Raw genomic sequence first — 24,643 nt, 5'->3', positions numbered from 1 at the left:
TTTTTAGTTTAAAGGTAATTTTATATAAAAAGATGTTCCTTTGTCTTTTACACTCTCTACAATAATTTCGCCATCATGCATATCAATAATTGATTTGACGTAAGAAAGTCCTAGCCCATGCCCTTTTACGTTATGAATATTACCAGTTTCCTCTCGATAAAATTTTTCGAAAATCTTATTCTGAACATTTTTACTCATTCCAATTCCTTTGTCAGAAATTTTTATCACGTAAAATTTATTTTCGTTATACGTCTGAATTGAGATTTGTGGAGCTTCTGGTGAATATTTATTAGCATTGTCTAAAACATTCAGCACCAAATTATTCATATGGAATGTATCAACGAACAACTCATCTTTATTAGCATCATATTTTTCAAAAATTGTGCCGTTCCTGTTTTCTACAATCAAGCGAATTGATTCCACGCTTTCTTGCACGAGTTTATTCATCGATGTTTTGGCCAAATCCATTTTCATTTCTCTACGTTCTAGCTGAGACATTCTTAGCACCATTTCCACTTGTTGATTCATGCGGCGATTTTCATTTTTTATCATCCCAGCGTAGTACTTAATTTTTTCTGCATTTTTGATAATAGACGGGCTTTTTAATGCATCGGCTGCGACAGAAATAGTCGCTATTGGTGTTTTAAACTCATGCGTCATATTATTCATAAAATCCGTTTTGAGCTGCGAAATTTTTCTTTGCCTCATCATGATGACAATAGAAAAAATATAGACCCCGATGATGAAGAGCGTAAATAAGACCGTCAGAATAAATAATGCTGAAAATGTAGAGAAAATCGTGTTCTTTTTGTTTGGTAAATAGACTGATAGCAAATAATTTGGCTCATTATTTCTGTCATAAAACAGAGCTGTTTGGAAGTTTTCTTCCCTTTTCTGGAACCCCTCCCTCTCAAGGGCTGTTTCATTATTTTTAGCATCAATAACGGCAAGAGAAAAAGGCGTTTCAGCCTTCCATTTGATTAATTTTCTATTAAAAACAGAATCCAAATGTGCCAAATTTATTCGTTTTGAAATAGGTTTATTCCCTGCATCTACACGTGCAAAGCGCTCTATTGTATAGCTCCCGTCAGAGAATTCTGAATTCAAATCCACTGGCAGTGGTTGAAAGCCCTTCATAGAACTATCTTTTTTGATTCGCATTGTTTTGTCAGAAGAGTAAAGCTCAGTCACATTCAGCGAATCATGATATTTCCCGCTCAGCGGAACTTGAATTTTATCTACCATAATGCGTGCCATGTAAACATACTTGACACTGGCCGAGTCACTCTCGATTTGAGAAGAAATAATCTGAGATTTCGGATCTGCCTTTTGCAGCGTATTTCTTGTTTTTTCAAAAAAACGATAATATTGGTCTAATTCCTCTTGGTTGATGATTTGCACAGTCTCCTCCAGCGCCTTATACAGTCGGCTATTAAACTCATTTTCTTTAGCTTCAAAAGCTTGGTTTAGCCAGTACATCTGCACAATTCCCAGCCCAAGAATAGAAACTGTCATTAAAACGATTAATATTTTGAAAATTCTTTTTTTCATATTTTTAATTCCATTTTTTACTCAAAAAAAGCAAAAATTCACCCGTCACTTTTTCTAAATCTACTAAACTCCCATTGTTCCACAAAATATAATCCGCTTTTTCTTGCCTTTGTTGGCTACTCCATTGATTTGCCATACGTTCCAAGACTTGTGCTCGGGTAAAGTGATTTCGCCGCATCACCCGCTCAATTCTTAACTCTTCATCTGCTTCTACCGTCACATTAAAGTCAGAAAAACGGTAAGAACCTGATTCAAATAAAATTGCAGCTTCTTTAAATACAAATTCCTGTGTCTGCTGTGTTTTCCACCGCTCAAAATCAAGGAAAATCTCTGGGTGCACAATTTTGTTTAAATTTTCTAAGGCTTTATTTTTTTTAAAAACAATAGAAGCCAAGAGAGATCGATTTAATTGATTTTTTATATAAATTCCCTTGCCGTATTCTTTAATTAAATAAGCCTTAATTTTTTCTGATTCGTTCATGATTTCCCTCGCACGGTCATCTGCAAAATAAACTGGATAGCCCACTTCGGTAATGAATTTAGAAACCCTTGTCTTCCCCGAGCCGATGCCTCCTGTGATTCCAATTATTTTCATCAAATTTTTTTTAAGCCTTAAAAAAATATTAAAGAACAAACCCAAAACTCCATAGAACCCTCAAATTCAGCCCATTATTACTCTTCCCAAACCCTGGGATGGCAAATGCATCAAAATCCTTTTCATTCAAATCCATTGCCAGTATATTGAGTTGCACATTTGAATTGACATAAAAACGCGTATCGCCCAAATTTACTCTTGCACCTACCACGGGCGCTACCCAAAGCGCGTGTGAAGAAACCTCGCCTAGTGGCATAGAAAAGACCTCGCCTCCTTGATTTTTAATGGGTAATTCGTTGATTTTTAGTTGATACGGACTGTAGCCTATACGTGCGCCAAGGTAGTAGCCGTTGTTTAAGTTTTTGTGGTCGGAATCCACATACCAGTCAAAGCCCACTCGTGCAAAAAAACCACTTAAATCAATATTCCAGCTGTTTTGTTCATATTTATTTTCTTCGTAGCCGCCCTCTGCTATAGCTTGCCATTTTTTATAAACTGGGACTGAAACTGAGGCTTCATAGCCTTTTTTATCACTCAAAAATTGAATGGCAGGATTGAGCAAATCTATTCCGATAAAAATCTGATGCGGAATCGGCTTGGGGCTCTTAATTTCTTGTGCCAACATCGGGCTAAGAAGACTAATGAGAAAAGCGGAGATGAGGAGCTGCTTCATGGTCTAAAACAGGTTTTAAAACTTCAACTTTTTTAAAGAAGTTTGGCTTGAATTTAACATTTAAGGAATCATACAAAACGCGATATCCACAGGCTTTGGAAACGTAATTTAATTTATAATTGTAGCCTACGATGAATTCATCTTGAATGATTTGATTTTTTTGATAAATTTTAAAGGTAAATTTAGTAAAGGGTGCTTCTTTCAGTAACAGAGGAATTTTATACTGCTGACTCAACGTGCCTTTATAAATCATAGAATCTTGATTGCCTTGATTTCTAAAAATTTGAACAGAATCAATCGAGATAGAAGCTTGGCTGGTGTTCACCGTTTCTATAACCAGTCTCGGCGTTGAACCCTCTAGGCAAATGTCTTCTTCTTCGCAAGAAAAAAATAGAAGGCTGATAAAAAATAGGATTAATACTCTCATTTTTTTAAAGTTAATAAGGCAACATTCTCTACATGATATGTCTGCGGAAACATATCGACTGGTTGAACTTTTTTTAGGGTATATTTCTCTTTTAATTTCTCCAAATCTCGCGCTTGTGTTGCAGTATTACAACTTACGTAGACGATTTTTTCTGGAGCAATATTCAGAAGATTTTCCACAACTTTGGGGTGCATACCATCGCGCGGCGGGTCGGTCACAATCACATCAGGATATCCATTTTCTTGCACAAAGGCATCGGTAAAAACAGTTTTCATATCACCGACGTAAAACGTACAATTATCAATTTGATTAAACGCCGCATTTTCTCTAGCTGCGACAATAGCTTCTGGCACAGACTCTACTCCAATAACTTTTTTTGCTTTTTGAGCAATAAATTGAGCAATAGTTCCCGTGCCGGTGTACAAATCATATACGATCTCAGATCCATCTAGGTCAGCAAAATCTCGTGTAATCTGATACAAATGCAAAGCTTGCTGAGGATTGGTTTGGTAAAAACTTTTGGGGCCGATTTTGAATTTCAAACCCTCCATTTCTTCTGTAATGAAATTTTGACCTTTAAAGTTTAATATTTCCAAATCATAGATGGAATCATTGCCTTTCGGGTTGATAGCGTATAGCAGAGAAGTAATTTCAGGAAATTTTTGATTCAAAAAACCTAAAACTTTTTGAATATTTTCTGGTTGATTTTCAAAGAATTGAACCAACACCATGATTTCCCCCGTTGTCGTCATCCTTATCATCAACGTTCGCAGTAAGCCGCTTTGTTCCGTGGGGTCAAAAAAAGCTAATCCTTGCTCATCAGCAAATTCTTTCAGGCTTCTACGAATTTGATTAGAAGGCTCTTCCTGTAGCCAACATTTTTCTATATCCAAAATTTTGCTCCACATCCCTGGGATATGGAATCCCAAAGCGTTACGGTTCTCAATTTCACCCTTTTCTTTGATTTCTTCCTCAGTCACCCAACGCTGATTGCTAAATGAAAATTCCATTTTATTACGATACCAGAATTGCTGTTCAGAGCCCAAAATCGGTGAAAATTCCTCTGGTTGTATTTTAGCGATACGCTCCAAATGGTCACGGACTTCTTGCTCTTTGTAGAAAAGTTGCTTCTCATATGTCATATTTTGCCATTTGCAGCCACCGCAAATTCCGAAATGTTGACAATTTGGCTCAATTCGGTCAGCAGAAGCTTTTTTAATAGTAACCACTTTCCCTTCCAGAAATCGTTTTTTCTTTTTCACAATTCGTACATCCACCACATCTCCAGGAACGCCATTGCGCACCATGATGGTTTTTTGCCCTTCGGGTTTTGCAATTGCAGCACCTTTAGCTCCTGCCGTCAAAAGGTGGACGTCTTCAATAATCCAAGCTTTATTTTTTGCCATAATGCAAAGATAGATTTAAATTAAGCAATCGAAAATTAAATTGATATGGCTGAATTTAATTTTTCAGATACTAGAAGAATTCCAAAGCGCATTTGCCTTATGAAATGTTAAAAAAAATTGGACAAAGAAAATCCGTGGGTGGATACCAATACTGGTGGCAAGAAAATATATTTTTTTAAAGCCTTAGAAATTTTTTAGATTAATTTTGCAAGGCTTGCGAGTATAGCCTTGATTATAGTTCGACTATAAATATAAATAAAGTTCAAAAACACCATAAAAGCCAAATTTATTTTAAATAAAATCTTGCAAGAACAATAAATTTATTTTAATTTTGCCGTCCGATTAAATAACCGCTGGCGAAGTACGTGGACGTTATTTAGTCTAAAAAATTAAAATCTTAACGATGGATCAATTAGTAAAATACGTAGAAGACAAATACGTAGCAAAAAAAGATTTACCTGAATTTTCTGCCGGTGATACAATCACTGTATATCAAGAAATTTCTGAAGGTGGAAAAACCCGTGTTCAGTTTTTCCGTGGAGTCGTTTTACAAAGAAGAGGTTCTGGCGCTACAGAAACCTTTACAATTCGTAAGATGAGTGGCGAAGTGGGGGTAGAAAGAATTATTCCAATCAATATGCCAAGCATCCAAAAAATTGAAGTGAATAAGCGAGGTAAAGTAAGAAGAGCAAGAATTTTCTACTTTAGAAAACTAAGAGGTAAAAAAGCAAGAATCAAAGAAGCTTAAAAGAGATTTATCTATTTGTGTAAAAAATCCTATTCAAAATTTTGAATAGGATTTTTTTAGCCTATAAAAATTTAATAATAATTCACAAAATCGCTTGCCAGAGCGTCTCCTCTGGTGGTGGCGCTTCGACCAAAATTTTTTCTTTGCTCACGGGGTGAATAAACGCTGCACTTCTCGCGTGTAAATGAATTCCTCCATCTCTATTAGATCTTGAAGCTCCATACTTCAAATCCCCTTTGATGCTGGCTCCAATGCTTGCTAGCTGAGCTCTGATTTGGTGAGAACGCCCAGTTTCTAGTCTAATTTCGTACCACCAAAAGTGATTTAATTTCTGCTTGAGCTCATAGTGCAAAATGGCTTTTTTTGCATCTTTGGTCGGTTGATGAAAAACTGAAACAAAATTCTTTTTACTATTTTTTTTCAAGTAATGTTCTAGTGTAGCTTTTTCAGGAATATTGGGATTAGCAGGCTCTGTTATCGCCCAATAAATTTTATCAACTTCTCGATTTTTAAACATTTGGTTCATTCTACTCAAGGCTTTACTCGTCTTCGCAAAAATGACTACTCCGCTGGTTGGGCGGTCTAATCTATGCACCAAACCTAAATAGACATTCCCAGATTTATTATCTCGAATTTTGATAAAGGCTTTGATTTTATCCAACAAGCTTTCGTCTCCAGTTTTATCTCCCTGCACCAAATCTCCACAAGCTTTATTCACTATCATGAGATGATTATCTTCCCACAAAATTTCAGGTTTCCACATGAATGTTCTATCTATTTTCTTTTATTTTTTTTAAGGCTTAAAAAAAATTAATATTGTTCATTTTTATTCGGGAAACCGCCATCTTTCACATCTTTTACATATTGTGTTAGAGCTCCTGTTATTTCGTCATAAAGATTCAAATATTGGCGTAAAAAGCGTGGCTTAAATTCATGTGTCATCCCTAGCATATCTTGTAAAACCAAGACTTGCCCGTCGCATTCAGCTCCTGCGCCGATACCAATGGTAGGAATCGAAATCTTTTGAGTCACTTGCTTTGCCAAAGCTGCTGGAATTTTTTCTAAAACTAAGGCAAAACAGCCCAAATCATCTAAAAGCTGAGCTTCTTCTAGCAAAGTTTGAGCTTCTTCTTCTTCTTTTGCACGCACCTTATAAGTTCCAAATTGGTAAATACTTTGGGGGGTCAAACCCAAATGCCCCATCACGGGAATCCCCGCATTTATAATTTTTTTGATGCTTTTTTTAATGTTTTTCCCGCCTTCTAACTTAACGGCATGGGCACCACTTTCTTTCATAATGCGTACTGCCGAGTCTAAAGCCTTTTGTGAATCTGACTGGTAAGTTCCAAATGGTAGATCGACAACAACTAAGGCTCTTTCAGAAGCCCTCACAACACTCTGCGCATGGTAAATCATTTGCTCTAGCGTGATGGGCAGAGTCGTTTCGTGCCCTGCCATCACATTCGATGCCGAGTCGCCAACCAATATAGCGTCAACCCCTGAGGCATCCACCATTTTCGCTAATGTGTAATCATAAGCGGTCAACATTGAAATTTTTTCGTTCTCGTGTTTCATGGTGCGAAGCGTTTCGGCAGTCACTCGTTTATTTTTTTTATGAATAGACATTTTATAAGTTTTATTAAATTTAGCATCCTAAACTTACCGAATAAATTTGAAACGTAATAATTTAAAATTTAATTTCTTATCTCTTACCACAGGGGTAGCTCTATTGATTTTAGTCGCCATAACGAATCAATTGACTAAAAATCAATATTTTACACAAGAAATTTACCCGAAAATTTATCATAAAATTCATTCAAATTATTCTGGCTTTTTTGATTTTTTAAGCTTTTCGTTGGGTGATGTTTTGTATCTTTTTCTTATTGTATTTCTCATTTATAAAATTTCTAAAGGCTTGAAAGAAATAATTCAAAAAGAATTTTTAAAGGCTTTAAAAATTTTTAGTCAGATATTATTTTTTTTGATGAGTTTTTGGGTTATTTTCCATTGGGTATGGGGTTTTAATTACTATAAAAAACCCATCATTCGCTCAGCTAGAACAGAAATTCCTTTGGATGATTTGAAGAGTATGGCATTGCAGCATTTTGAGAGAGCAAAGAGATATTCTGAACAAAACTTAGACTTCATGCCTGATTCTTCGGTTAAAGTTTCACTTTTTTCTCCGCTCATGCGTTATTTTGGTGTGACGGGTTATTTCAATCCGTTTAGTGGAGAAGCGCAGCGCGTAGGCAAGATTCCTTTGCTTCAAATTCCGTTTACCAATGCTCATGAGCTAGCACATCAAAAAGGCTGGGCAAGAGAGTATGAGGCAAATTACATCGGGTATACAAATGCTTCTAAAGGAGATATACCAAGCAGATATTCAGCGGAATATGCGGCAATGAACTATATTTTGAGAGAAATTTATGCTGAAGATTCTATTTTTGTGAGAAACATCATCAATGAATTTCCACCAAAAATGCAAGTTGACCGAGCTGAAAGAATTCGTTTTCATGAAAAATACAAAGGCATCGCTGATGAAGTTTTTACAGAGCTCAATCACTATTTTTTGAAATCAAATAATCAAACGGAAGGAGTAAAAAGCTATAGCCGATTTGTAGAATTACTGCATCAAGATTATTTGAAATCAAAAGATTTAGCTCATTGACTTCTGCCCAAAAGTGGTGTTTTTTTAATCTACAGTTGCCAACCTCATCAGTCGCTTTCTTGAATTCTATGCGTCTCTCGCTCAATGCCAGAATATTTTTTTGATTTATTTAGCTTATTTTTGATTTATATTAGTAAATTTTTAAATTAAAGGCTAAAAATTTAAGTAACTGTAAAAATGAATATAAACGTAATACTCTTTCAGTCAATTTACGGATTAAGAAGAAAGAGCGTTTTTTAAAACGAGAATTTCAGCTAAAATTTTTTAAGGCTTAAAAAATTCAATAGCTTGATGTATTTGTATTTGATAGAAATATTAAAAGGCTAAAAATAAACCTCGTATGATAATAATGCACTGCGGGGCATTTCTCTCTCTCTTTTCACTCTTTAGCAAAATTAGATGGGAAGACTTGATTTCTTCTTTTTATAAAAATATCTTAACTTTACTTCTCACATCTTTGAGCCAAAATTATAAGCTATGTTCTAAAAAAATATAATGCAAGAAAAAAAGTTTCCATCCGTACTTTCTATTGCTGGTTTTGATGGAATTGGTGGAGCGGGCATCCAAGCTGATATTAAAACGATTTCGGCTTTAGGGGGATATGCCACCACTGTTCTCACAGCTTTACCTGTGCAAAACACAATGGGTGTAAAGTCCATATTAGCCATTCCGCCAGGCGTGGTGCGAGCGCAACTTGAAACCATAGCAGAGGATATTTTGCCTTGTGCTATAAAAATCGGAATGGTTCACAAGCCTGAACTTATTGAAATCATTGTTGATTTTCTGAAAGATTTCCCTGAAATACCAGTTGTTTTTGACCCAGTAATGGTGGCTTCGAGCGGGAAAAAATTATTCAGTGACCAAACTCATATATTACATATGAAAAAACTCTTCCCGAGAATATCTATTTTCACCCCTAATCTCGATGAGGCTTCTTTACTGACTCATCAAAGCATTCAATCGATAGAAGATATGGAAAAGGCTGGGAAATTGCTTCTTGAAATGGGAATACAATCTGTACTGCTAAAGGGTGGGCATTTGAAAGGGGAACAACTTACCTCGCTTTTTTTTGATATTGAAAAAAGTGTTCACCGATTTGATACTAAAAAAATTCATTCCCAAAATACCCATGGAACAGGTTGTACGCTTTCTTCTGCCATAGCTACTTATTTGGCTTTGGGTAAAACATCTTTGGAGGCAATTGCTCTCTCTCAGGATTATGTGTATAAAGCCATTTTTCATGCTAAAAAAATTTCATGGGGAAAGGGTAATGGTGCACTGCATCATTTTTTTAAAGAAATTTAACTCTGTTTTTTTATCCCATTAATTCCATCTTTTAAATTTAGAAATTTCATAGCTGAATTTTGTTGTTTTAAAAATTCAACGGCTTTGGCACTTCTGATTCCTTTGGCACAATACACGATTATGGGTTTCTCTTTAGGTAACTCTTGCCAGCGATGAGATAGTTCCTGTAGAGGAATATGAATTCCGCCTAAATTAAATGCTAAACGTTCTTCAAGTGTGCGGATATCTAATAGATTATAACGCTCTTTTTCTTTTTGATATGTTTCTAAATCTATTTCTTCATTTTGGCTTGAACAGTGCATTGTAAGAGTTTCTAATTTTTCAATTTGAATTTCGGGGTCTTTTTCAAATTTAAAAATGTTCATTTCTAAAGTAAGTAAATCAATTTTTAATAATTTATTTACTAAAACTTCGCCTATTTCTGTTACTATTTTTATGGTTTCGTTTGCCATTAACGTTCCAACCACACCAGGCAGTACCCCCAACACTCCCACTTCACTACAATTTGGCATATCTATGGTGCTCATTGGTTCAGAAAAAAGACAGCGATAGGTGGCACTTCCTTTATAATTATAGACAGATAGTTGCCCCTCAAACTTAAAAATTGAACCTAAGACAAAAGGTTTCTTTGCCAATACACAAGCATCATTTGTTAAATACTTTGTGGTGAAATTATCACTACCTTCCACAATTACGTCATACTTTTCTATGAGATAAAATGCATTTTCAGGATTTAATGTTTGCGTATAGCTTGTGATTTCTATAAATGGATTTAGCCGCTCTAGACGCCTCTTTGCTACCTCTGCCTTAGGTTTCCCTACGTCTTTATGGGTAAATAATACTTGCCGTTGCAAATTACTGATGCTTACTACATCTGGGTCTATTATTCCTATTTTCCCTACGCCTGCGGCAACTAAGTATTGCAAGACAGCACTTCCCAAACCACCAGCACCAATGACTAAAACAGATGATTTTTTCAATAATTCTTGTTTTTCTACACCTATTTCGTCCAACAACAAATGGCGTGCATATTGTTGCTCCTCTTCTTTACTTAATTTTATTACCATGCTTTTTCCCAGTCTTTCCAAACAGGTTGTATTTTATTTTTTTTCAGCATTTTATATATCTCTTCAGTAGATCGATCGTCAGAAATTTCAAATTGTTCTAATGATTGAGGTTCCACGGTATAGCCACCTGGATTGGTTTTGGATTCGGCACTCATCGACGTAATACCTAAATGAACAATATGATTCCTAAAGCGAGGACTTTCTCGTGTGGAAATTGAAAGCTCTACATCTTCGTCCATCAAACGATAGGCACAAATTAGCTGTACCAATTCAGCATCTGTCATAGTAACTTTTGGTTCTAATCCACCACTAAACGGACGTAAACGTGGAAAGGAAATGGAAAATTTGGTTTTCCAATAGGTTTTTTGTAAATACTTTAGATGCAAAGCTGTAAAAAAACTATCGGTACGCCAATCTTCTAACCCAAGTAATACACCAATGCCTATTTTGTGCAATTTTGCACGACCAATTCGGTCGGGAGTATCTAAACGAAAATCAAAGTTTGATTTTTTGCCTTTGGGGTGATGTTTCTGGTAAGTAGCTTTGTGATATGTCTCTTGATAAACTAAAGTGGCATATAAACCAGCTTGTTTCAAACGTTCATATTCGATTTGATTCAGTGGCTGAACCTCCATCGATATATTTGCAAAATAAGGGCGTAATAACTGAATGGCATTGCTAATGAAATCTACCCCTACGGTTTGATTGGCTTCTCCTGTCACCAGCAAAATATGTTCATAGCCTTTATTCCTAATAAATGTAGACTCTCTCAAAATTTCTTCATCAGTCAGTGTCTTGCGGGGTATTTTATTCGTAAAGCTAAAACCACAATAAGTACAAATATTATGGCATTCATTGCTCAAATACATAGGGGCATACATTTGCATAGTGCTACCAAATCGTTTGCGTGTTTTCTGGTGGCTTTCTTGTGCCATTTGTTCCAAATAAGGCTGTGCCGAAGGCGAAATCAGTGCTTTAAAATCCTCTAAATCTCGTCTCGGGTTTGCCAGTGCTTGGCGTACATCTTGTTCTGTTTTTTGATGAATACTTTGTAGTGTTTCCTCCCAATTATACTGTGCTAATATATCTTTAAAACCACTCATTTTTGAGGCTTTTTAATCGTATAAAAATTTAGTTAGCGGGCTACTAGCTGTTGCTTGATTACTGATTTTCCCTAATTTCGCCTCATACGCCATTCTCCCTGCCTCTACGGCTAATTTAAATGCTTGTGCCATTTCCACAGGATTCTCAGAAGTAGCAATAGCTGTATTCACCAGCACTGCGTCAGCACCCAATTCCATGGCATGGGCGGCATGTGAAGGGGCTCCTATCCCAGCATCTACAATTACGGGCACATTACTTTGCTCTATAATGATTTCTAAAAAATCCATGGTTTTTAAGCCTTTATTTGTTCCTATAGGGGCTCCCAATGGCATTACGCATTGGCAGCCAACTTCTTCCAATCGTTTGCACAAAACGGGGTCTGCATGAATATAAGGCATAACCACAAATCCTTTTTTCACCAGCTCCTCGCATGCTTTTAGGGTTTCAATAGCATCGGGTAATAAATATTTAGGGTCGGGGTGAATTTCTACTTTCACCCAATTGGTTTCTAAAGCTTCTCTTGCCATTTCTGCCGAAAAAACAGCTTCTCTAGCATCTCTCACGCCTGAAGTATTGGGCAATAAGTGAATATGCTTAAACTGAAGTCCTTGCAAAATAGCATCTTCTTCGTTATTGGCATCCACTCTTTTGAGCGCAACGGTAACCAATTCACTCTCACTGGCTAAAATCGCTTGTTCCATCAGTTTAGAGGAAGAAAATTTACCTGTTCCTGTGAATAACCGAGAATTGAATGTGCGGTTGGCGATAACTAATTTTTTATTCATACATTAAATTTTAAAATATGATTGAAGCTGAGAAATGGTCGTGGCTATATTTTCTTGCTTATGCAAAAAACCTGACAGTGCTACGCCGCTTATACCAATTTCAATAAGCTCTTCTATGTCTTCTAAACGAATACCTCCTATGGCTATAACAGGAATATCAATTTTACTTCCTTTCATTTTATTCATAATTGCTCGAAAACCCTCTATCCCGAGTATTGGGCTGAGCTTCTCTTTGGTTAAGGTAAACCGAAAAGGACCTAAACCAATATAATCCACTCGCATTTGGATAAGTTTTTGGCAATCATCCCATGTATTAGCTGTTCCTCCAATGATTTTTTTATTCCCTAAAAGTTCTTTGGCTGTTTGAGGACTTTCATCTTCTCTTCCTAAGTGAACCCCATCGGAGTTTAATAATTTAGCTATTTGAATATCATCATTTATGATAAATACGACCTGATTTTCATGGCAATATTCTTTTGCTTTTTGGGCAATATCTAAAATTTCATTTGCTGAGCTTCCTTTAATGCGAAGTTGCACCCAGTTTACCCCAGCATCTACCATTTTTTTAATATTTTGCAGGTGATCATTTGGTGTTTTCCCTTGGCTGATGTAATAAACCATAAATTAATAATTTAGTATCCAAATTTTGAGAAAGTTATATTTATTTTTCAAGAAATTTTTTTTCATACTGATTAAACATATTTTTAAAAGCCACCAAAGGGCTAGAGCATTGCCAAATGCTTCCCAAAACAGCCACTCCTGAAAACCCGTTTATTTTTGCTTTTTCTATATTTTTCTGAGTAATTCCACCAAGAGCAATTATTGGTTTGCGAGGGTTGTTCAGCTGAAATATTTTGCCTTTATAATTTTTTTTTGACACAGAATCAAAAACAGGACTCAGCAAAACATAATCAAATTGGGTTTGACTTTCAGCCTCATTTTGTGAATGAAATGAAGCTGAAAGTTTTTTACCCCTCGCATGATATTTCTCTACTAAATGATTTAAATTTTCATCTTTTAGATGATTTTCTTTAAAATGTAATCCTTTTAGATTAAATTGTTCTATCAATTTATGCCCGGTATGCAACATCATTTTTTGATGTTGATTTTCATCAAATTGGCTCAGCCACTTCATCAAATCTTTTTCTCCAAAGAAAGGTTTGCGAACATGGATGCTGATTGGGAATCTTGCCATTTTTCGTATCAATTCTATCTCATTGGCTTTTGCCCTTTCAGCGGTAATAATGATGAACATTTTGATTTTTAATGATTACAGATATACCTCACTCCCTTTATCCTTGAATTCCTTGGATTTCTCTTTCATTCCTTCCTCAATGGCTTTTAATGTATCTAATCCGTTTTTCTCAGCATAATTTCTCACTTCTTGAGTAATTTTCATCGAACAGAAATGTGGGCCACACATCGAACAGAAATGAGCCACTTTTGCATTTTCAGCAGGCAAGGTTTCGTCATGAAATTCACGTGCTGTGTCTGGATCTAATGATAGATTAAACTGATCTTCCCAACGGAATTCAAAACGTGCTTTGCTGATCGCATTATCACGATGTTGAGCACCTGGATGCCCCTTAGCCAAATCAGCCGCATGAGCAGCAATTTTATATGTAATTACGCCTGTTTTCACATCTTCTTTATTCGGTAGCCCCAAATGCTCTTTCGGAGTCACGTAGCAAAGCATGGCACAACCATACCAGCCAATCATTGCAGCACCAATTCCACTGGTAATATGGTCATACCCTGGTGCAATATCTGTTGTCAACGGCCCCAAAGTATAGAAAGGTGCTTCGCCACACTCTTCCAATTGCTTATCCATATTTTCTTTAATCATATGCATTGGGATATGCCCTGGCCCTTCTATAATGCACTGCACATCATGTTCCCAAGCAATTTTAGTCAATTCACCCAATGTTTCCAATTCAGCAAATTGCGGATAATCATTTGCATCGGCAATACTCCCAGGGCGTAATCCATCTCCCAATGAGAATGCTACGTCATAGCTTTTCATTATTTCACAAATCTCATGAAAATGTGTGTATAAAAAATTCTCTTTGTGATGAGCCAAGCACCATTTTGCCATGATGGAACCTCCGCGCGATACAATACCAGTTACTCTTTTTGCTGTATGTGGAATGTATTTTAAACGAACCCCCGCATGAATGGTAAAATAATCAACGCCTTGCTCAGCTTGTTCTATGAGAGTGTCTCTAAAAATTTCCCACGTAAGGTTTTCAGCTTTTCCATTCACTTTCTCCAAAGCTTGGTAAATCGGTACAGTACCAATCGGAACGGGAGAATTACGCAAAATCCATTCCCGAGTTTCATGAATATTTTTTCCTGTAGACAAGTCCATAATCGTGTCTGCTCCCCAACGGCAGGCCCATACAGACTTCTCAACCTCTTCTTCAATAGACGAGGTTACGGCAGAGTTTCCTATATTGGCATTGATTTTCACCAAAAAGTTTCGCCCGATAATCATTGGTTCACTTTCAGGGTGATTGACGTTACAAGGAATCACAGCTCGCCCGCGTGCCACCTCATCTCGAACAAATTCAGGGGTAATCACATCGGGAATTGATGCACCAAAACTATGCCCAGCGTGCTGTTTTGTAATTTCCTTAATTTCTTGTAATTTTTGATTTTCACGAATGGCAATAAACTCCATTTCTGGGGTAATGATTCCCTTTTTGGCATAGTGCATTTGGCTTACATTTCTTCCTTTTTTGGCTTTCAACGGTTTACGATTTCTATTAAATCTCAAATGATTTAAACTTTCGTTTTCTTCACGTTTACGCCCATATTCTGAAGACAATCCAGCTAATTGCTCGGTATCTCCCCTATCGTCAATCCACTGCTGGCGAATCGGTTGCAGTCCTTTTCGCACATCAATTTCAATATTCGGGTCAGTATAAGCACCACTCGTATCATAAATCAATATCGGCTCATTGGGTGTCTTGATTCCCTTGAACTTATCTAAGGTATCGCTTAGCGTAATTTTACGCATAGGAACTTTTATATCTTTGTAAATACTCCCTTGCACATATATTTTTTCAGAATTTGGGAAAGGTTCTCGGCTGATGTTTTGTTCGCTTGGCTTCTGTTGTCTGTTCATAAACTGAAATTTGTTTTTTAATAATTAGCCTCCTTGTGTCGCCTTGATAATCAGAATATTATCATTTTCTTTGAGTTGATATGCCCCCCAATTAGAGCGATTGATCACTTGCTGATTTATTGCGATAGCAATACCCCTTGTTGTAATATTCTTCAACGCTACCAATTGTAAAAGACTGGTTTCTTTTGGGATTTCCTCAGTTTTGGAATTGATTTTTATCATAATCATAGGCTCGTTCTAATGCTGTAAAACCTTAGAAGATGCTAGGGACATCTCTGAGCCAAACTATAATTTTAGGAACAATTATAGCCAATTACTTTTCCCTACCGCAAGTACTAACTTGTTCAGGTTCAAAGGGTATTTCTCAGCTGAGCAAGTCAGCACCCCTAAAGCTTTACGTATTCATGAGCTAAAGTATAAAAATAATCAATGTAAAAAAAATAAAATTATTCAATAAATATTATTTATATTCTCTCAAAATTAAACAGAATATTTACCCACAGTGTATTTAATTTTTTTTAAGGCTTAAAAAATCTCATTGATTGTTTGCCATAAAAAAATCTGCTCGCAATTTACAAACAGATTTATCATTTCTTAAAAGACAAAGATTTTAGACCTACTTTATCAACTTCCTTTTTTAGCCCAATAAATCATTAAAATCTAAATGAACTACGGGTTGATTTATTCTCCTAAAATTTTTAAAGCCTTAAAAAATTTTTACCAACAATTTTTCCTGAACATTTTTTTTGGGGAGGGGGCGGCATTCACGGCTATCCATTCCAATTCCGCAGCCATCTGCTTACAAAAAAATAACGCCAAAAGAGTTCACACCTGCGTGTTCCACTCTTTGGCGTTTATTTTTTGTTGCCGCAGCTGCCTTTGCGGGATTTCCATTCCTATCCGTGCCGCAGTTTTAGCACATCATCCGTACCATATTTACCCAAAAGCATTTAGCACCCAAGTATACAAAACCAATGCACTTAGCCGTAAATCACCTAGGGCGTATTGCCCACGTGCTTTTCCACAACTAATTTTCCACTATCGCTTACCGTTATTCTCCAACTTTTTCCATCTGGGGAATCTAGAACAATGCCAGTAGCCTCTGGACCACTTATTCTTGGTGGATGCACATGTAAATTACCTTCCTTACTCATCGCAAGCAATGGAGCTTGTAACCGAGCAGATATCACTAAAGGAAATTCCTCGTTGGCTATGGTGCGATGTCCTATGGCTATTCCCCCCACTACTTCTGAGCTGGAGCCTTCCCCTATAGCAATACTATGGATAGCTTTAGCCACTCCATGTATAGCTATGCTATGGTCAGCAGTGGCTACGGCAGTTCCTATAGCTGTAGAATTATACCCCGTAGCTTCAGTGCCTAGCCCTATGGCAATAGCTCCATGATTTGAAGTATCTTTTATGCCTGCGGTGGCACCTCCTATAGCAATAGCATGCCCCCCATAAGCTTTAGAATTTGCCCCAATAGCTGTAAGGCCACTAAAACTACCAGAAGTAGGTTCTAACACCTCTGCCCCATAGCCAATGGCTACAGAATAATTACTCTTTAGTTTTACATCAGGCCCTATGCCTACACTATGTGCGCCAAATACTCCAACGTTATCGGCAGTAGACCTAAAAGGAATCGTCATGTCTATACCTCCCAAATTGCCGTAATTTTCTGTGTCACTATCTGCATTATATGTAATTAATGGTCTCCTTTTAGCATCTACAAAACCATAGCTGATGTATCTTGTTTCTCCACCATCAATTATATCTGTATCCAATGTTTTTTGCAATCCACTGGGTTCTAGCTTTACAAAGCTTTTCTCACCAGTGGTGCTATCAAAATTAAAGCGGTAATAGCCTGGTGCAGTCACATTTGCTATTGTAGGGTCTGGTAGTTGCTCTAAGTTTTCTTCTGTAATAGTAAAGGCAGGGGAAGTTACGTAAACAAGCATCCCGTTTTGCTCTGCCCCTAAGTTGGCCAGCATCGCCGTAAGGGCTTCGCCCGTTACTTGCGGGGTCAGTATACCCTCTGGCGTATTGCCACTGGTGTTTTTTGCTTTCACCTGTAATGTGGCTTTTGGCTCATCTGTGTTAATGCCTACTTGGGCGGTGACCGCAACCGCTGATAATACGGCTAAAGAAAATAATAATTTCTTCATTTGTTTTATTTTTTTTTGGTTAATATTTGATTGATTTATTCTTTTTCTTCATTAAATTTTTGCTGTTTTTTTTGCTTCTTCATTTAGAAAGAGCCCCAACCCGTGAGGCTCTTCTTTTTGAAGAAATTACTACTTTCACACAGGTGAAAATAGAAAAACCGCACAAGATTTTCTTGCACGGTTTCGCGGTTCGCTCCCGCGGGGAAGCAATAAATTATTATAAGTTATTGATAATGAGTTGTTTAGCTTATTATCTGTGTGTGTGTGTGTGTGTGTTTACACTTTATTTTGAAACTCACAAATTTCATTTGTTAAAATTTCGTTATTTTTTTGTTAAAACTTTCCGTTGAGATTTTTTTTCTTTTCTCAACCTGCCCACAAATGTATTTTACGTTTTTGAATTATGCAAATTTATTTTTTTTGGGGGCAGAGGATTTTTTTTTAAAGGCTAAAAAAAATCCCGAAAATTTTCGGGATTTTTTATTAACTATTTCAATGGCTCGTATTCAAAGTAAAGCGTAGAATTCGCTGGAATTGGCCCAGCTCCCTGTGTCCCGTAGCCCAATGTTGACGGAACGATGAGAAAAACTTTTGAGCCTTTCTCAAACATCGTTAGTGCTTCCATCCAACCTTGAATCAGGGAAGTCTGCCCTACTTTTACATTCAATGGTGAATTTCGCTGATGAGAAGAGTCAATAATGTTTCCATCAGCCAAATAAAGTGTATAATGCACTTTTAAGTCTTCGCCTTTTTCGGGTTTTGCCCCATCTCCTTTTTCCATATAAGCATAGCGTAAGCCGCTCTCGGTGGTCTGAGCTTCCTCGGTGTATTTTTTGATTAAATTTTTACGTTCTTCTTTTTCCATTTCTGTTTTTTTTCTTTGTTCTTCAATTTTTGCTTGCAGTGCTACCTTCCCATTTTCAAAGGCTTGCGTAGGGTTATAATTTTTAAAAGCTTCTCCTTTTCTGATGATATCTACATGCTTCAAAACTACATCTTCCACTGGCTTATCTGCGGCTTGAGTTTCCACCCCCGCAATGCTATCAATCACGTTATCGCCTTTTACCACTTCGCCAAAAATCGTGTGTTTATTATCTAACCACGGCGTAGGAACTTGCGTTATAAAAAACTGACTGCCGTTGGTCGCTGGGCCAGAATTAGCCATAGACAAAATTCCTTTTTTATCATGTTTCAATCCGTTATCTACCTCATCTTCAAACTCATATCCTGGGCTACCTGTTCCAGTTCCTGTCGGGTCGCCTCCTTGAATCATAAAGTTTTTTATCACACGGTGAAAAATAGTTCCATCATAGTAAGGTTCTTTTTCTTTCTTAAATTTATTTTCTTTTTTTCCTTCTGCCAAAGCAATAAAATTACCGACAGTCATCGGTGCTTCTGCTGGGAAAAATTTCACCAACATATCACCTTTGCTGGTTTCTAAATTTGCGTAAAGCCCATCTTCTAAGGCTTTGTATTCTTCTTTACTCATATATTTGGGTATTGATGTACAACTTGAAATGTAAAATGAGGCAACCGCCATCAAAATTATTTTTTTTATTCTCATTTAGATTGAATTTCTTTTAATTTAAGTTTGAAAACCAAAACTTCATCTGCTTTGATTTTCTTTCCATCTCCCTGCAAAGCGTAAGCCAAACCCGAAGGCAGAATGACACGCGCCGTTTCGCCAGGGGACATTCGCTTGAGAGCGTATTCTAAACCAATAGGAATCAAAGACTTACCTAATTCTATTTCTAAATTCCCGATTTCTTCTTCGTTGTAAATAATTTCTTTTTCTAAATTTTCAACCCTGTAGCGAAATGTTACCTCATCACCCTCTTGGGGTAAATTTCCGCTCAAATCAGTCGGTGTCATATAAAATCCTGAATTGGTCTCAATGAATTTTAAATTTTGATTTTTAATATAGGTTTTAATTTTTTGGTTCTCTGCATCATTCAAATTTCTATTGATTTGTTTAGAATATTCCATAAAATCATTTTTGGAATACTCGGTAGGGCTTTGAGCTTCTTTTTGAGTACAGCTGATTGTAAAAATCAACATCCAAAGAAATAATTTACAATTCGACCGCTTGCAGTTCATCTTTATAATTTTCCAGAAGCCTTAGAATTTTTTCTTTGGTTTCTTCTAAACTTAAATCAGACTTTCCGCCAGCGGCGTTCACGTGCCCTCCACCTTCAAAGTAGTTTCGGGTAAATTCGCTTACGTCAAACGTATTTTTGGAACGAAAAGAAATTTTGACCATATCTTTTTGGGTATCTTCTGAGAGATAAATCGACAAAACATTATTGGCGATACTGAGTCCGTAATTCACAAACCCATCGGTATCGCCTTTTTCAAAATTGTTTCTCTTCAATTCTTCTCTACTCATGGTAAAAATCGAGGTTCTCAGTTCTGGCAAATAGAGCATATTTTGTAGGAAAACACTCAGCAGGGCATAACGTCGTGGTGAGACATTATCTAAGATTTTATCTTGAATTTGGTAAGCATTTGCTCCTAATGCCGTCAACTCGCCAGCAACTTGGAACGTGGATTGCTTCACGCTGCTGTATCTGAAATTGCCTGTATCTGTCAAAATTCCAGTCATCAAATAAGTTGCGATTTCTGGGGTAATGTTTTCTTGCCAACCCAAGGCTTTTATGAAATGATAAATCAGCTCGCACGTTGCTGGCAAATCAGGGCGGGAGAACATCATATCAAATGTTTGTGGCTGCTGATGGTGGTCTATTAAAATTTTTAAAGCCTTAGAAAATTTGACGCATTCTTCCAGCTGATCAATTCTTGCTGCATCATTAAAGTCCAATAGAAATAGAATGTCTGCTTCGCTAATTTTTTCTTGAGCAAAATCAAGTTCTTTTTCAGCATTTATAAAGTCATTGATTCCAGGTAAAAACTTCAAAAAAATCGGAATATCATTGGGGCTCACAATCTCGGCATTCATCCCCAAGTCGTTGAGCAATATTTTGAGCGCAAAACACGAGCCTACGGCATCGCCGTCAGGGTTTTTGTGCGGGATGATGACAATTTTTTCTGCCTCGCTGAGCGCTGATTTAACTTTTTTTACTTCTTGGGGGTTCAATAACATTTAAATAAATTTCTGCTACAAATTTAAGGAATTCAATTAATTTTGTATCGAAATGAATTGTAAACTTCTTTTTTTAAGCTTTATTATTTTTAGCTTTTTTTTGTTTTCTTCCTGTTCTAAATACTGGTATAACGAAACAGATACGGTACAGAAACATTACAACCTCAGCTACGGGAAATCAGAAAGGCAGCGTTTAGATTTATTCATCCCTAAATCTTCTGAACGGAAAAATACCATTATTTTTATCGTGCACGGTGGCGCTTGGATTTTTGGCAAAAAATGGCATTTGAGGTCAATTCAAAATCAGCTCACAGCGTCTGGCTACACTACTGTAAATCTGAACTACCGATTGGCAAGTCGTTCCAAAAAAATCAACTATAAACATCAACTGAAGGATATTGAGGCTGCTTTTTCTTACTTCAATCAAAATTCTGAGAGATTTCATCTTCAGCCTGCTCAGAAAATCATTTTGGGCGAAAGCGCTGGCGGGCATTTGGCTTTGCTCTATGCTTACCAGAATCCGCAGCAGATAGATAAAGTCATTTCTTTTTCTGGCCCCACGGATTTCTATTCTGAAGATTATCAAAATTTAAAATTTTACCATTGGTACACAAAATCGGCTTTTTCTACGGCAACAGGTGATTTCTACCGCTGGGGTGAGGAAATCCCGCTAAAATTCAAAGAAGCGAGTCCGCTCTCGCAAGTGGCCGATGTGCCAACTTTACTTTTTCAGGGGACGTGGGATTTCTTGGTGCATCCGCAGCAGGCTAAAAGTCTAAATCAAAAATTAGAAGAAAAAAATGTGCCTCATCGCTTGGTGCTCATCAAAGGTGCTGGGCATTTACCTCGCTTCAATGCTTGGTGGAGGGGTAAAATAATTTTACCCGAAATCATAAATTTTATTGAAAATGAATGAGAATCAACAGAAACTTAAAATATTGATGGTGGATGAGAATCACGCTATTCTTACCGAATTGCTGGCGGAACATTTCAGCATCGAGCATGATTACCAAAGTACTAAAGCTGATATTCAGCATAAAATGAAGGATTTTCACGGGTTAATCATCCGCAGTCGATTCCCAGTAGATGAAGAATTTCTAAAGGCTTCAAAAAATTTAAAATTCATTGGCCGCGTGGGCGCAGGGTTGGAAAACATTGATTTAGAAACGGCTAAAAATCTCGGCATCCAATGCTACAATGCGCCCGAGGGCAATCGTGATGCTGTGGCAGAGCATTGCGTGGGAATGATGCTGAGCTTGATGAATCACTTCAAACGATGTAACTTACAAATTATCAAAGGCGAATGGAAAAGAGAGGAAAATCGTGGGGAGGAAATTAAAGGGAAAACGGTGGGTCTAATTGGCTACGGCAATATGGGGAAATCTACGGCAAAACGGCTTTCTGGCTTTGGCTGTGAGGTTTTGGCTTATGACATTCTGCCTAATTTGGGTGATGAGTTTGCCCAACAAGTGGAAATGGATGAGATTTTTGAGAAAACAGATATTCTGAGTTTTCATCTTCCGCAGACGCCTGAAACCATCGGTTTACTAAATCGAAGTTATATTGAGAAATTTTCTAAGCCTTTTTATTTTTTAAATACTGCTCGTGGGAGAAATGTTGTGACCAAAGATTTGGTTGAAGCCTTGAAGTCTGGGAAAATAAAAGCGGCGGGGTTGGATGTTTTAGAGTTTGAAAAAACTTCATTTGAGAATTTGACCTTGACTGATTTGCCCGAGGAGTATCAATTTCTACTCCATGCAGAAAATGTGATTTTAACACCGCACGTTGCTGGATGGACCAAAGAAAGTAAACAAAAATTAGCCGAAGTGATTGCACAAAAAATCATTGCAAATTTTGCTTGAAATTTTTGACTTTACCAAAATTCTATTCAATGGAAGATGATGCTAAAAATTTTTTAAGCCTTGAAAAAAAGGGAAATAAAATTTACTGTGCTGCACGGAAGATTTGGCTTGTCCGTACGCCCGAGGAGGAAGTGCGTCAACACTTCATTCTTTGGCTAAGTCAGGAACTGGGCTACCCGATAAGCCTGATGCAAGCTGAGAAAAAAGTTAATCAGCGGGTAGCGCATCGCTTTGATTTGTTCATTCAGGCTAAGCAAAAAATCATTTTATGCGAGTTTAAAGCACCTAAAATCATAATAGATCAATCGGTTTTGAATCAAATTATTCGCTATCAACCGCAGGTCAACGCTGATTATTTTTTGCTATCAAACGGTGTAGAAACACTTATCTTCTTTGTAGATAAAAAGCTGAGAAAAATTAAAGCTTTAGAAAATTTGCCAAATTATCATCAGTTGTGAAGTTCTAAAAATCATTAAAAAAAAGTCCTTTCCGACGAAGAAAAGGACTTTTAAAATTTTAATTAGATTTAATTTTAATTACTTTTTTGTAATTCTAATATCAACACGTCTATTCTGTGCCATACACTCTGGGGTATCATTGGCGGGGCAAATAAAATGCTCCTGCCCATATCCTTCGCTTTCTAATCTTGAGGAATCAATGCCTTTTTCTATCACACTGTTCATTGCGGCATTAGCGCGATCGTTTGACAGTGGCTGATTCACTTCTTGAGTCCCTTGGTTATCGGTATAACCTCCGAATTTAGCATGAACTTCTGGGTAGTTTTTTAAGATATTAGCAATGTTTTGTAATTGTTGTTCTGACTCGGCTGTTAAGGTTGACTCCCCAGTGTCAAAATAAATTCTATCTAAAGTAATCCAACCTTGTGTTTTATCATTGGATACCAGTGTATTAGAATCATTTAAGAAATTGTAGATTTTGGCTTCTGTACTGTTTTCGCCTACGCTTAGCCTCGTTCCGTCGGGTAATGTGAAATCACGGTTTTCACCGACGTTATAGATGTAAGCATCTCTCACAGAATCATATTCACCCAAAGCATATGAGCTTGCCGCTACAACTAGGTTTTTATCAATTTTAATTCTTTTCCCATCGGCGTCCATCACTCGATTTCCTTGTGCATCTACTAATTCATTCTCATTATTAATCATGTAAGTGCTCCCATCTACTACGATTTGATTTCCATTGTGATCTAGAACAGGTTCTCCAGTAGCATTTATCACTAAATTTTGCTCATTTTTAGCATAAGTAGCATAGGCAGCTATCAGCTCACAGTCGGCTACTGCTGCTTCATCTTTGCATTTCCCCGCCAAGAAATAAACCAACAAACCTAGGGCTACTAAACCCAACAAAGGCAAGAGCCATCTCATCTTTCCTTCTTCACTTCTCTTCGGCCCCATTGGTCTATCTTTCGCTCCTCTGCCTATTATTGGTTTTTCCCCATGGGTGATTTTAGTGGTGGTGCCTACTGTGCTAGATAAGTCTTTAGAGAAATTAGAAAGCCCTAAAGCACTCCCCAAAGTGGCTAATCCAGACGGGACTGCAGCGTAGATTTCATCTTTTTCATTATCAAAAAAGTTGCTCAGGCTTGATTCTGTCAATTTTTTTTCATCAATGAACTTCCCTACCTCATTTAACATAAAGGGAAGCACCGCCGCCAAAATCCCTCTGGAAGATTCTTTGCTGATATTGGCATGGCTGCTGATTTCTTTCTCAAAACCCTCTGCATGCTCACCAAAAAGTTCTGAAATCAAAACATTTCCTTTAGCTAAAAGTGCATTCCTATTCTTCTCAAAAGTTGTCTGCAAATCTGAGTCAGTAAAAAGAGCAGTCAAAGCATTGTCTGACGTTGCTGTGAAAATACTTTGTGCACCTTGCTCGCTGTGAGAGCGGTCTGCTAAAAAAGCTAAAACTGAAGGTACAACCGCAGAAATGCCATTACTAGTATCATTTCTGCTCTCCCCCAAGTAATTGCTAATTTTATCTAAACAAGCAGAAGTTATTCCTTGGTTAATCCTCTGAAGAAGTGAACTCATAATTTTCTA

Annotated in this window: 25 protein-coding genes and 1 riboswitch; of the genes, 6 read left to right on the top strand and 19 right to left on the bottom strand. The window is 37.1% G+C overall.

All coding sequences use genetic code 11. From position 1 onward, the window contains the following. Nucleotides 1-3: 3 nt before the first annotated feature. From QOX03_RS02810 to rlmD, 5 genes are read right to left on the bottom strand one after another with little or no spacing between them, the layout of a single operon-like run. Entirely contained in the window at nucleotides 4-1,551 is a 1,548-nt protein-coding gene (locus tag QOX03_RS02810) for a sensor histidine kinase (RefSeq protein WP_283671423.1), read from the bottom strand. A gap of 4 nt (nucleotides 1,552-1,555) precedes the next feature. After that, nucleotides 1,556-2,146 (bottom strand): dephospho-CoA kinase, encoded by a 591-nt coding sequence (gene coaE, locus QOX03_RS02805; RefSeq protein WP_283671422.1) that lies wholly within the window; start codon nucleotides 2,144-2,146, stop codon nucleotides 1,556-1,558. A 28-nt stretch (nucleotides 2,147-2,174) separates the two neighbouring features. Continuing rightward, nucleotides 2,175-2,819 (bottom strand): DUF6048 family protein, encoded by a 645-nt coding sequence (locus QOX03_RS02800; RefSeq protein WP_283671421.1) that lies wholly within the window; start codon nucleotides 2,817-2,819, stop codon nucleotides 2,175-2,177. Then, nucleotides 2,785-3,246: a DUF6452 family protein gene (locus QOX03_RS02795; protein ID WP_283671420.1), complete on the bottom strand. Its 462-nt coding sequence runs from the start codon at nucleotides 3,244-3,246 to the stop codon at nucleotides 2,785-2,787. Before QOX03_RS02795 ends, QOX03_RS02800 begins: the two co-directional genes overlap by 35 nt. Continuing rightward, nucleotides 3,243-4,652, bottom strand: coding sequence for a 23S rRNA (uracil(1939)-C(5))-methyltransferase RlmD (gene rlmD / locus QOX03_RS02790; RefSeq protein WP_283671419.1), 1,410 nt, complete (start codon nucleotides 4,650-4,652; stop codon nucleotides 3,243-3,245). Before rlmD ends, QOX03_RS02795 begins: the two co-directional genes overlap by 4 nt. A 403-nt stretch (nucleotides 4,653-5,055) precedes the next feature. Between rlmD and rplS the strand changes: the two genes are divergently transcribed. Next, nucleotides 5,056-5,400, top strand: a complete 345-nt coding sequence (rplS, locus tag QOX03_RS02785) for a 50S ribosomal protein L19 (protein ID WP_119058609.1) — start codon at nucleotides 5,056-5,058, stop codon at nucleotides 5,398-5,400. 82 nt (nucleotides 5,401-5,482) lie between these two features. Here rplS and QOX03_RS02780 read toward each other — a convergent pair whose 3' ends face one another. Both QOX03_RS02780 and panB read right to left on the bottom strand, forming a co-directional pair. Beyond that, nucleotides 5,483-6,163: an RluA family pseudouridine synthase gene (locus QOX03_RS02780; RefSeq protein WP_283671418.1), complete on the bottom strand. Its 681-nt coding sequence runs from the start codon at nucleotides 6,161-6,163 to the stop codon at nucleotides 5,483-5,485. A 47-nt stretch (nucleotides 6,164-6,210) separates the two neighbouring features. After that, nucleotides 6,211-7,026, bottom strand: coding sequence for a 3-methyl-2-oxobutanoate hydroxymethyltransferase (gene panB, locus QOX03_RS02775; protein ID WP_283671417.1), 816 nt, complete (start codon nucleotides 7,024-7,026; stop codon nucleotides 6,211-6,213). Between the two features lie 46 nt (nucleotides 7,027-7,072). Here panB and QOX03_RS02770 point away from each other — a divergent pair, with 46 nt between their 5' ends. Both QOX03_RS02770 and thiD read left to right on the top strand, forming a co-directional pair. Then, on the top strand, nucleotides 7,073-8,068 hold the full coding sequence (locus tag QOX03_RS02770) for a DUF3810 domain-containing protein (RefSeq protein ID WP_283671416.1): 996 nt from the start codon (nucleotides 7,073-7,075) through the stop codon (nucleotides 8,066-8,068). A 495-nt stretch (nucleotides 8,069-8,563) separates the two neighbouring features. Then, nucleotides 8,564-9,373 carry a bifunctional hydroxymethylpyrimidine kinase/phosphomethylpyrimidine kinase gene (thiD, locus tag QOX03_RS02765; protein ID WP_283671415.1) on the top strand — a complete coding sequence of 270 codons (810 nt, stop codon included), beginning with the start codon at nucleotides 8,564-8,566 and terminating at the stop codon, nucleotides 9,371-9,373. Here thiD and QOX03_RS02760 read toward each other — a convergent pair. From QOX03_RS02760 to QOX03_RS02710, 11 genes are all read right to left on the bottom strand, one after another. Further along, the gene (locus tag QOX03_RS02760) at nucleotides 9,370-10,440 is read right to left on the bottom strand and encodes a HesA/MoeB/ThiF family protein (RefSeq protein ID WP_283671414.1); all 1,071 of its coding nucleotides are present in this window, start codon (nucleotides 10,438-10,440) and stop codon (nucleotides 9,370-9,372) included. The two genes, thiD and QOX03_RS02760, sit on opposite strands and share 4 nt — an antisense overlap. Then, complete coding sequence (gene thiH / locus QOX03_RS02755) at nucleotides 10,434-11,543, bottom strand: 2-iminoacetate synthase ThiH (protein ID WP_283671413.1); 1,110 nt, start codon at nucleotides 11,541-11,543, stop codon at nucleotides 10,434-10,436. The genes QOX03_RS02760 and thiH overlap by 7 nt, the downstream gene beginning before the upstream one ends. Before the next feature lie 12 nt (nucleotides 11,544-11,555). Next, nucleotides 11,556-12,329, bottom strand: a complete 774-nt coding sequence (locus QOX03_RS02750) for a thiazole synthase (RefSeq protein ID WP_283671412.1) — start codon at nucleotides 12,327-12,329, stop codon at nucleotides 11,556-11,558. 3 nt (nucleotides 12,330-12,332) lie between these two features. Next, nucleotides 12,333-12,950, bottom strand: a complete 618-nt coding sequence (locus tag QOX03_RS02745) for a thiamine phosphate synthase (protein WP_283671411.1) — start codon at nucleotides 12,948-12,950, stop codon at nucleotides 12,333-12,335. A gap of 40 nt (nucleotides 12,951-12,990) precedes the next feature. Next, nucleotides 12,991-13,584, bottom strand: coding sequence for a thiamine phosphate synthase (locus QOX03_RS02740; RefSeq protein ID WP_283671410.1), 594 nt, complete (start codon nucleotides 13,582-13,584; stop codon nucleotides 12,991-12,993). A gap of 15 nt (nucleotides 13,585-13,599) precedes the next feature. After that, a complete protein-coding gene (thiC, locus tag QOX03_RS02735; protein WP_283671409.1) occupies nucleotides 13,600-15,456 on the bottom strand; it encodes a phosphomethylpyrimidine synthase ThiC in 1,857 nt (618 codons plus the stop codon). 24 nt (nucleotides 15,457-15,480) lie between these two features. Then, nucleotides 15,481-15,684 carry a sulfur carrier protein ThiS gene (thiS, locus tag QOX03_RS02730; protein ID WP_119058599.1) on the bottom strand — a complete coding sequence of 68 codons (204 nt, stop codon included), beginning with the start codon at nucleotides 15,682-15,684 and terminating at the stop codon, nucleotides 15,481-15,483. A 75-nt stretch (nucleotides 15,685-15,759) separates the two neighbouring features. After that, nucleotides 15,760-15,854: riboswitch (TPP riboswitch) on the bottom strand. Nucleotides 15,855-16,451: 597 nt separating this feature from the next. After that, entirely contained in the window at nucleotides 16,452-17,621 is a 1,170-nt protein-coding gene (locus QOX03_RS02725) for a hypothetical protein (protein WP_283671408.1), read from the bottom strand. Nucleotides 17,622-18,108: 487 nt separating this feature from the next. Continuing rightward, on the bottom strand, nucleotides 18,109-19,110 hold the full coding sequence (locus QOX03_RS02720) for a peptidylprolyl isomerase (RefSeq protein ID WP_283671407.1): 1,002 nt from the start codon (nucleotides 19,108-19,110) through the stop codon (nucleotides 18,109-18,111). Between the two features lie 71 nt (nucleotides 19,111-19,181). Further along, nucleotides 19,182-19,679, bottom strand: coding sequence for an FKBP-type peptidyl-prolyl cis-trans isomerase (locus QOX03_RS02715; protein WP_283671406.1), 498 nt, complete (start codon nucleotides 19,677-19,679; stop codon nucleotides 19,182-19,184). 13 nt (nucleotides 19,680-19,692) lie between these two features. Further along, nucleotides 19,693-20,721, bottom strand: a complete 1,029-nt coding sequence (locus tag QOX03_RS02710) for a DHH family phosphoesterase (RefSeq protein WP_283671405.1) — start codon at nucleotides 20,719-20,721, stop codon at nucleotides 19,693-19,695. Between the two features lie 52 nt (nucleotides 20,722-20,773). Between QOX03_RS02710 and QOX03_RS02705 the strand changes: the two genes are divergently transcribed. Genes QOX03_RS02705 through QOX03_RS02695 form a run of 3 tightly spaced genes read left to right on the top strand, consistent with a single transcriptional unit; the run spans nucleotide 20,774 to nucleotide 23,041 of the window. Continuing rightward, on the top strand, nucleotides 20,774-21,637 hold the full coding sequence (locus QOX03_RS02705; RefSeq protein ID WP_283671404.1) for an alpha/beta hydrolase: 864 nt from the start codon (nucleotides 20,774-20,776) through the stop codon (nucleotides 21,635-21,637). After that, on the top strand, nucleotides 21,630-22,583 hold the full coding sequence (locus QOX03_RS02700) for a 2-hydroxyacid dehydrogenase (protein WP_283671403.1): 954 nt from the start codon (nucleotides 21,630-21,632) through the stop codon (nucleotides 22,581-22,583). The genes QOX03_RS02705 and QOX03_RS02700 overlap by 8 nt, the downstream gene beginning before the upstream one ends. 29 nt (nucleotides 22,584-22,612) lie before the next feature. Further along, nucleotides 22,613-23,041: a type I restriction enzyme HsdR N-terminal domain-containing protein gene (locus tag QOX03_RS02695; protein WP_119059297.1), complete on the top strand. Its 429-nt coding sequence runs from the start codon at nucleotides 22,613-22,615 to the stop codon at nucleotides 23,039-23,041. 78 nt (nucleotides 23,042-23,119) lie between these two features. Here QOX03_RS02695 and QOX03_RS02690 read toward each other — a convergent pair whose 3' ends face one another. Next, nucleotides 23,120-24,634 carry an OmpA family protein gene (locus tag QOX03_RS02690; protein WP_283671402.1) on the bottom strand — a complete coding sequence of 505 codons (1,515 nt, stop codon included), beginning with the start codon at nucleotides 24,632-24,634 and terminating at the stop codon, nucleotides 23,120-23,122. Nucleotides 24,635-24,643: the final 9 nt, after the last annotated feature.

It is taken from the genome of Candidatus Ornithobacterium hominis, from assembly GCF_951229915.1.
GTDB lineage: Bacteria > Bacteroidota > Bacteroidia > Flavobacteriales > Weeksellaceae > Ornithobacterium > Ornithobacterium hominis.
The sequence above is the reverse complement of the archived record's forward strand: the minus strand, read 5'-3'. Positions and strand labels throughout refer to the sequence as shown.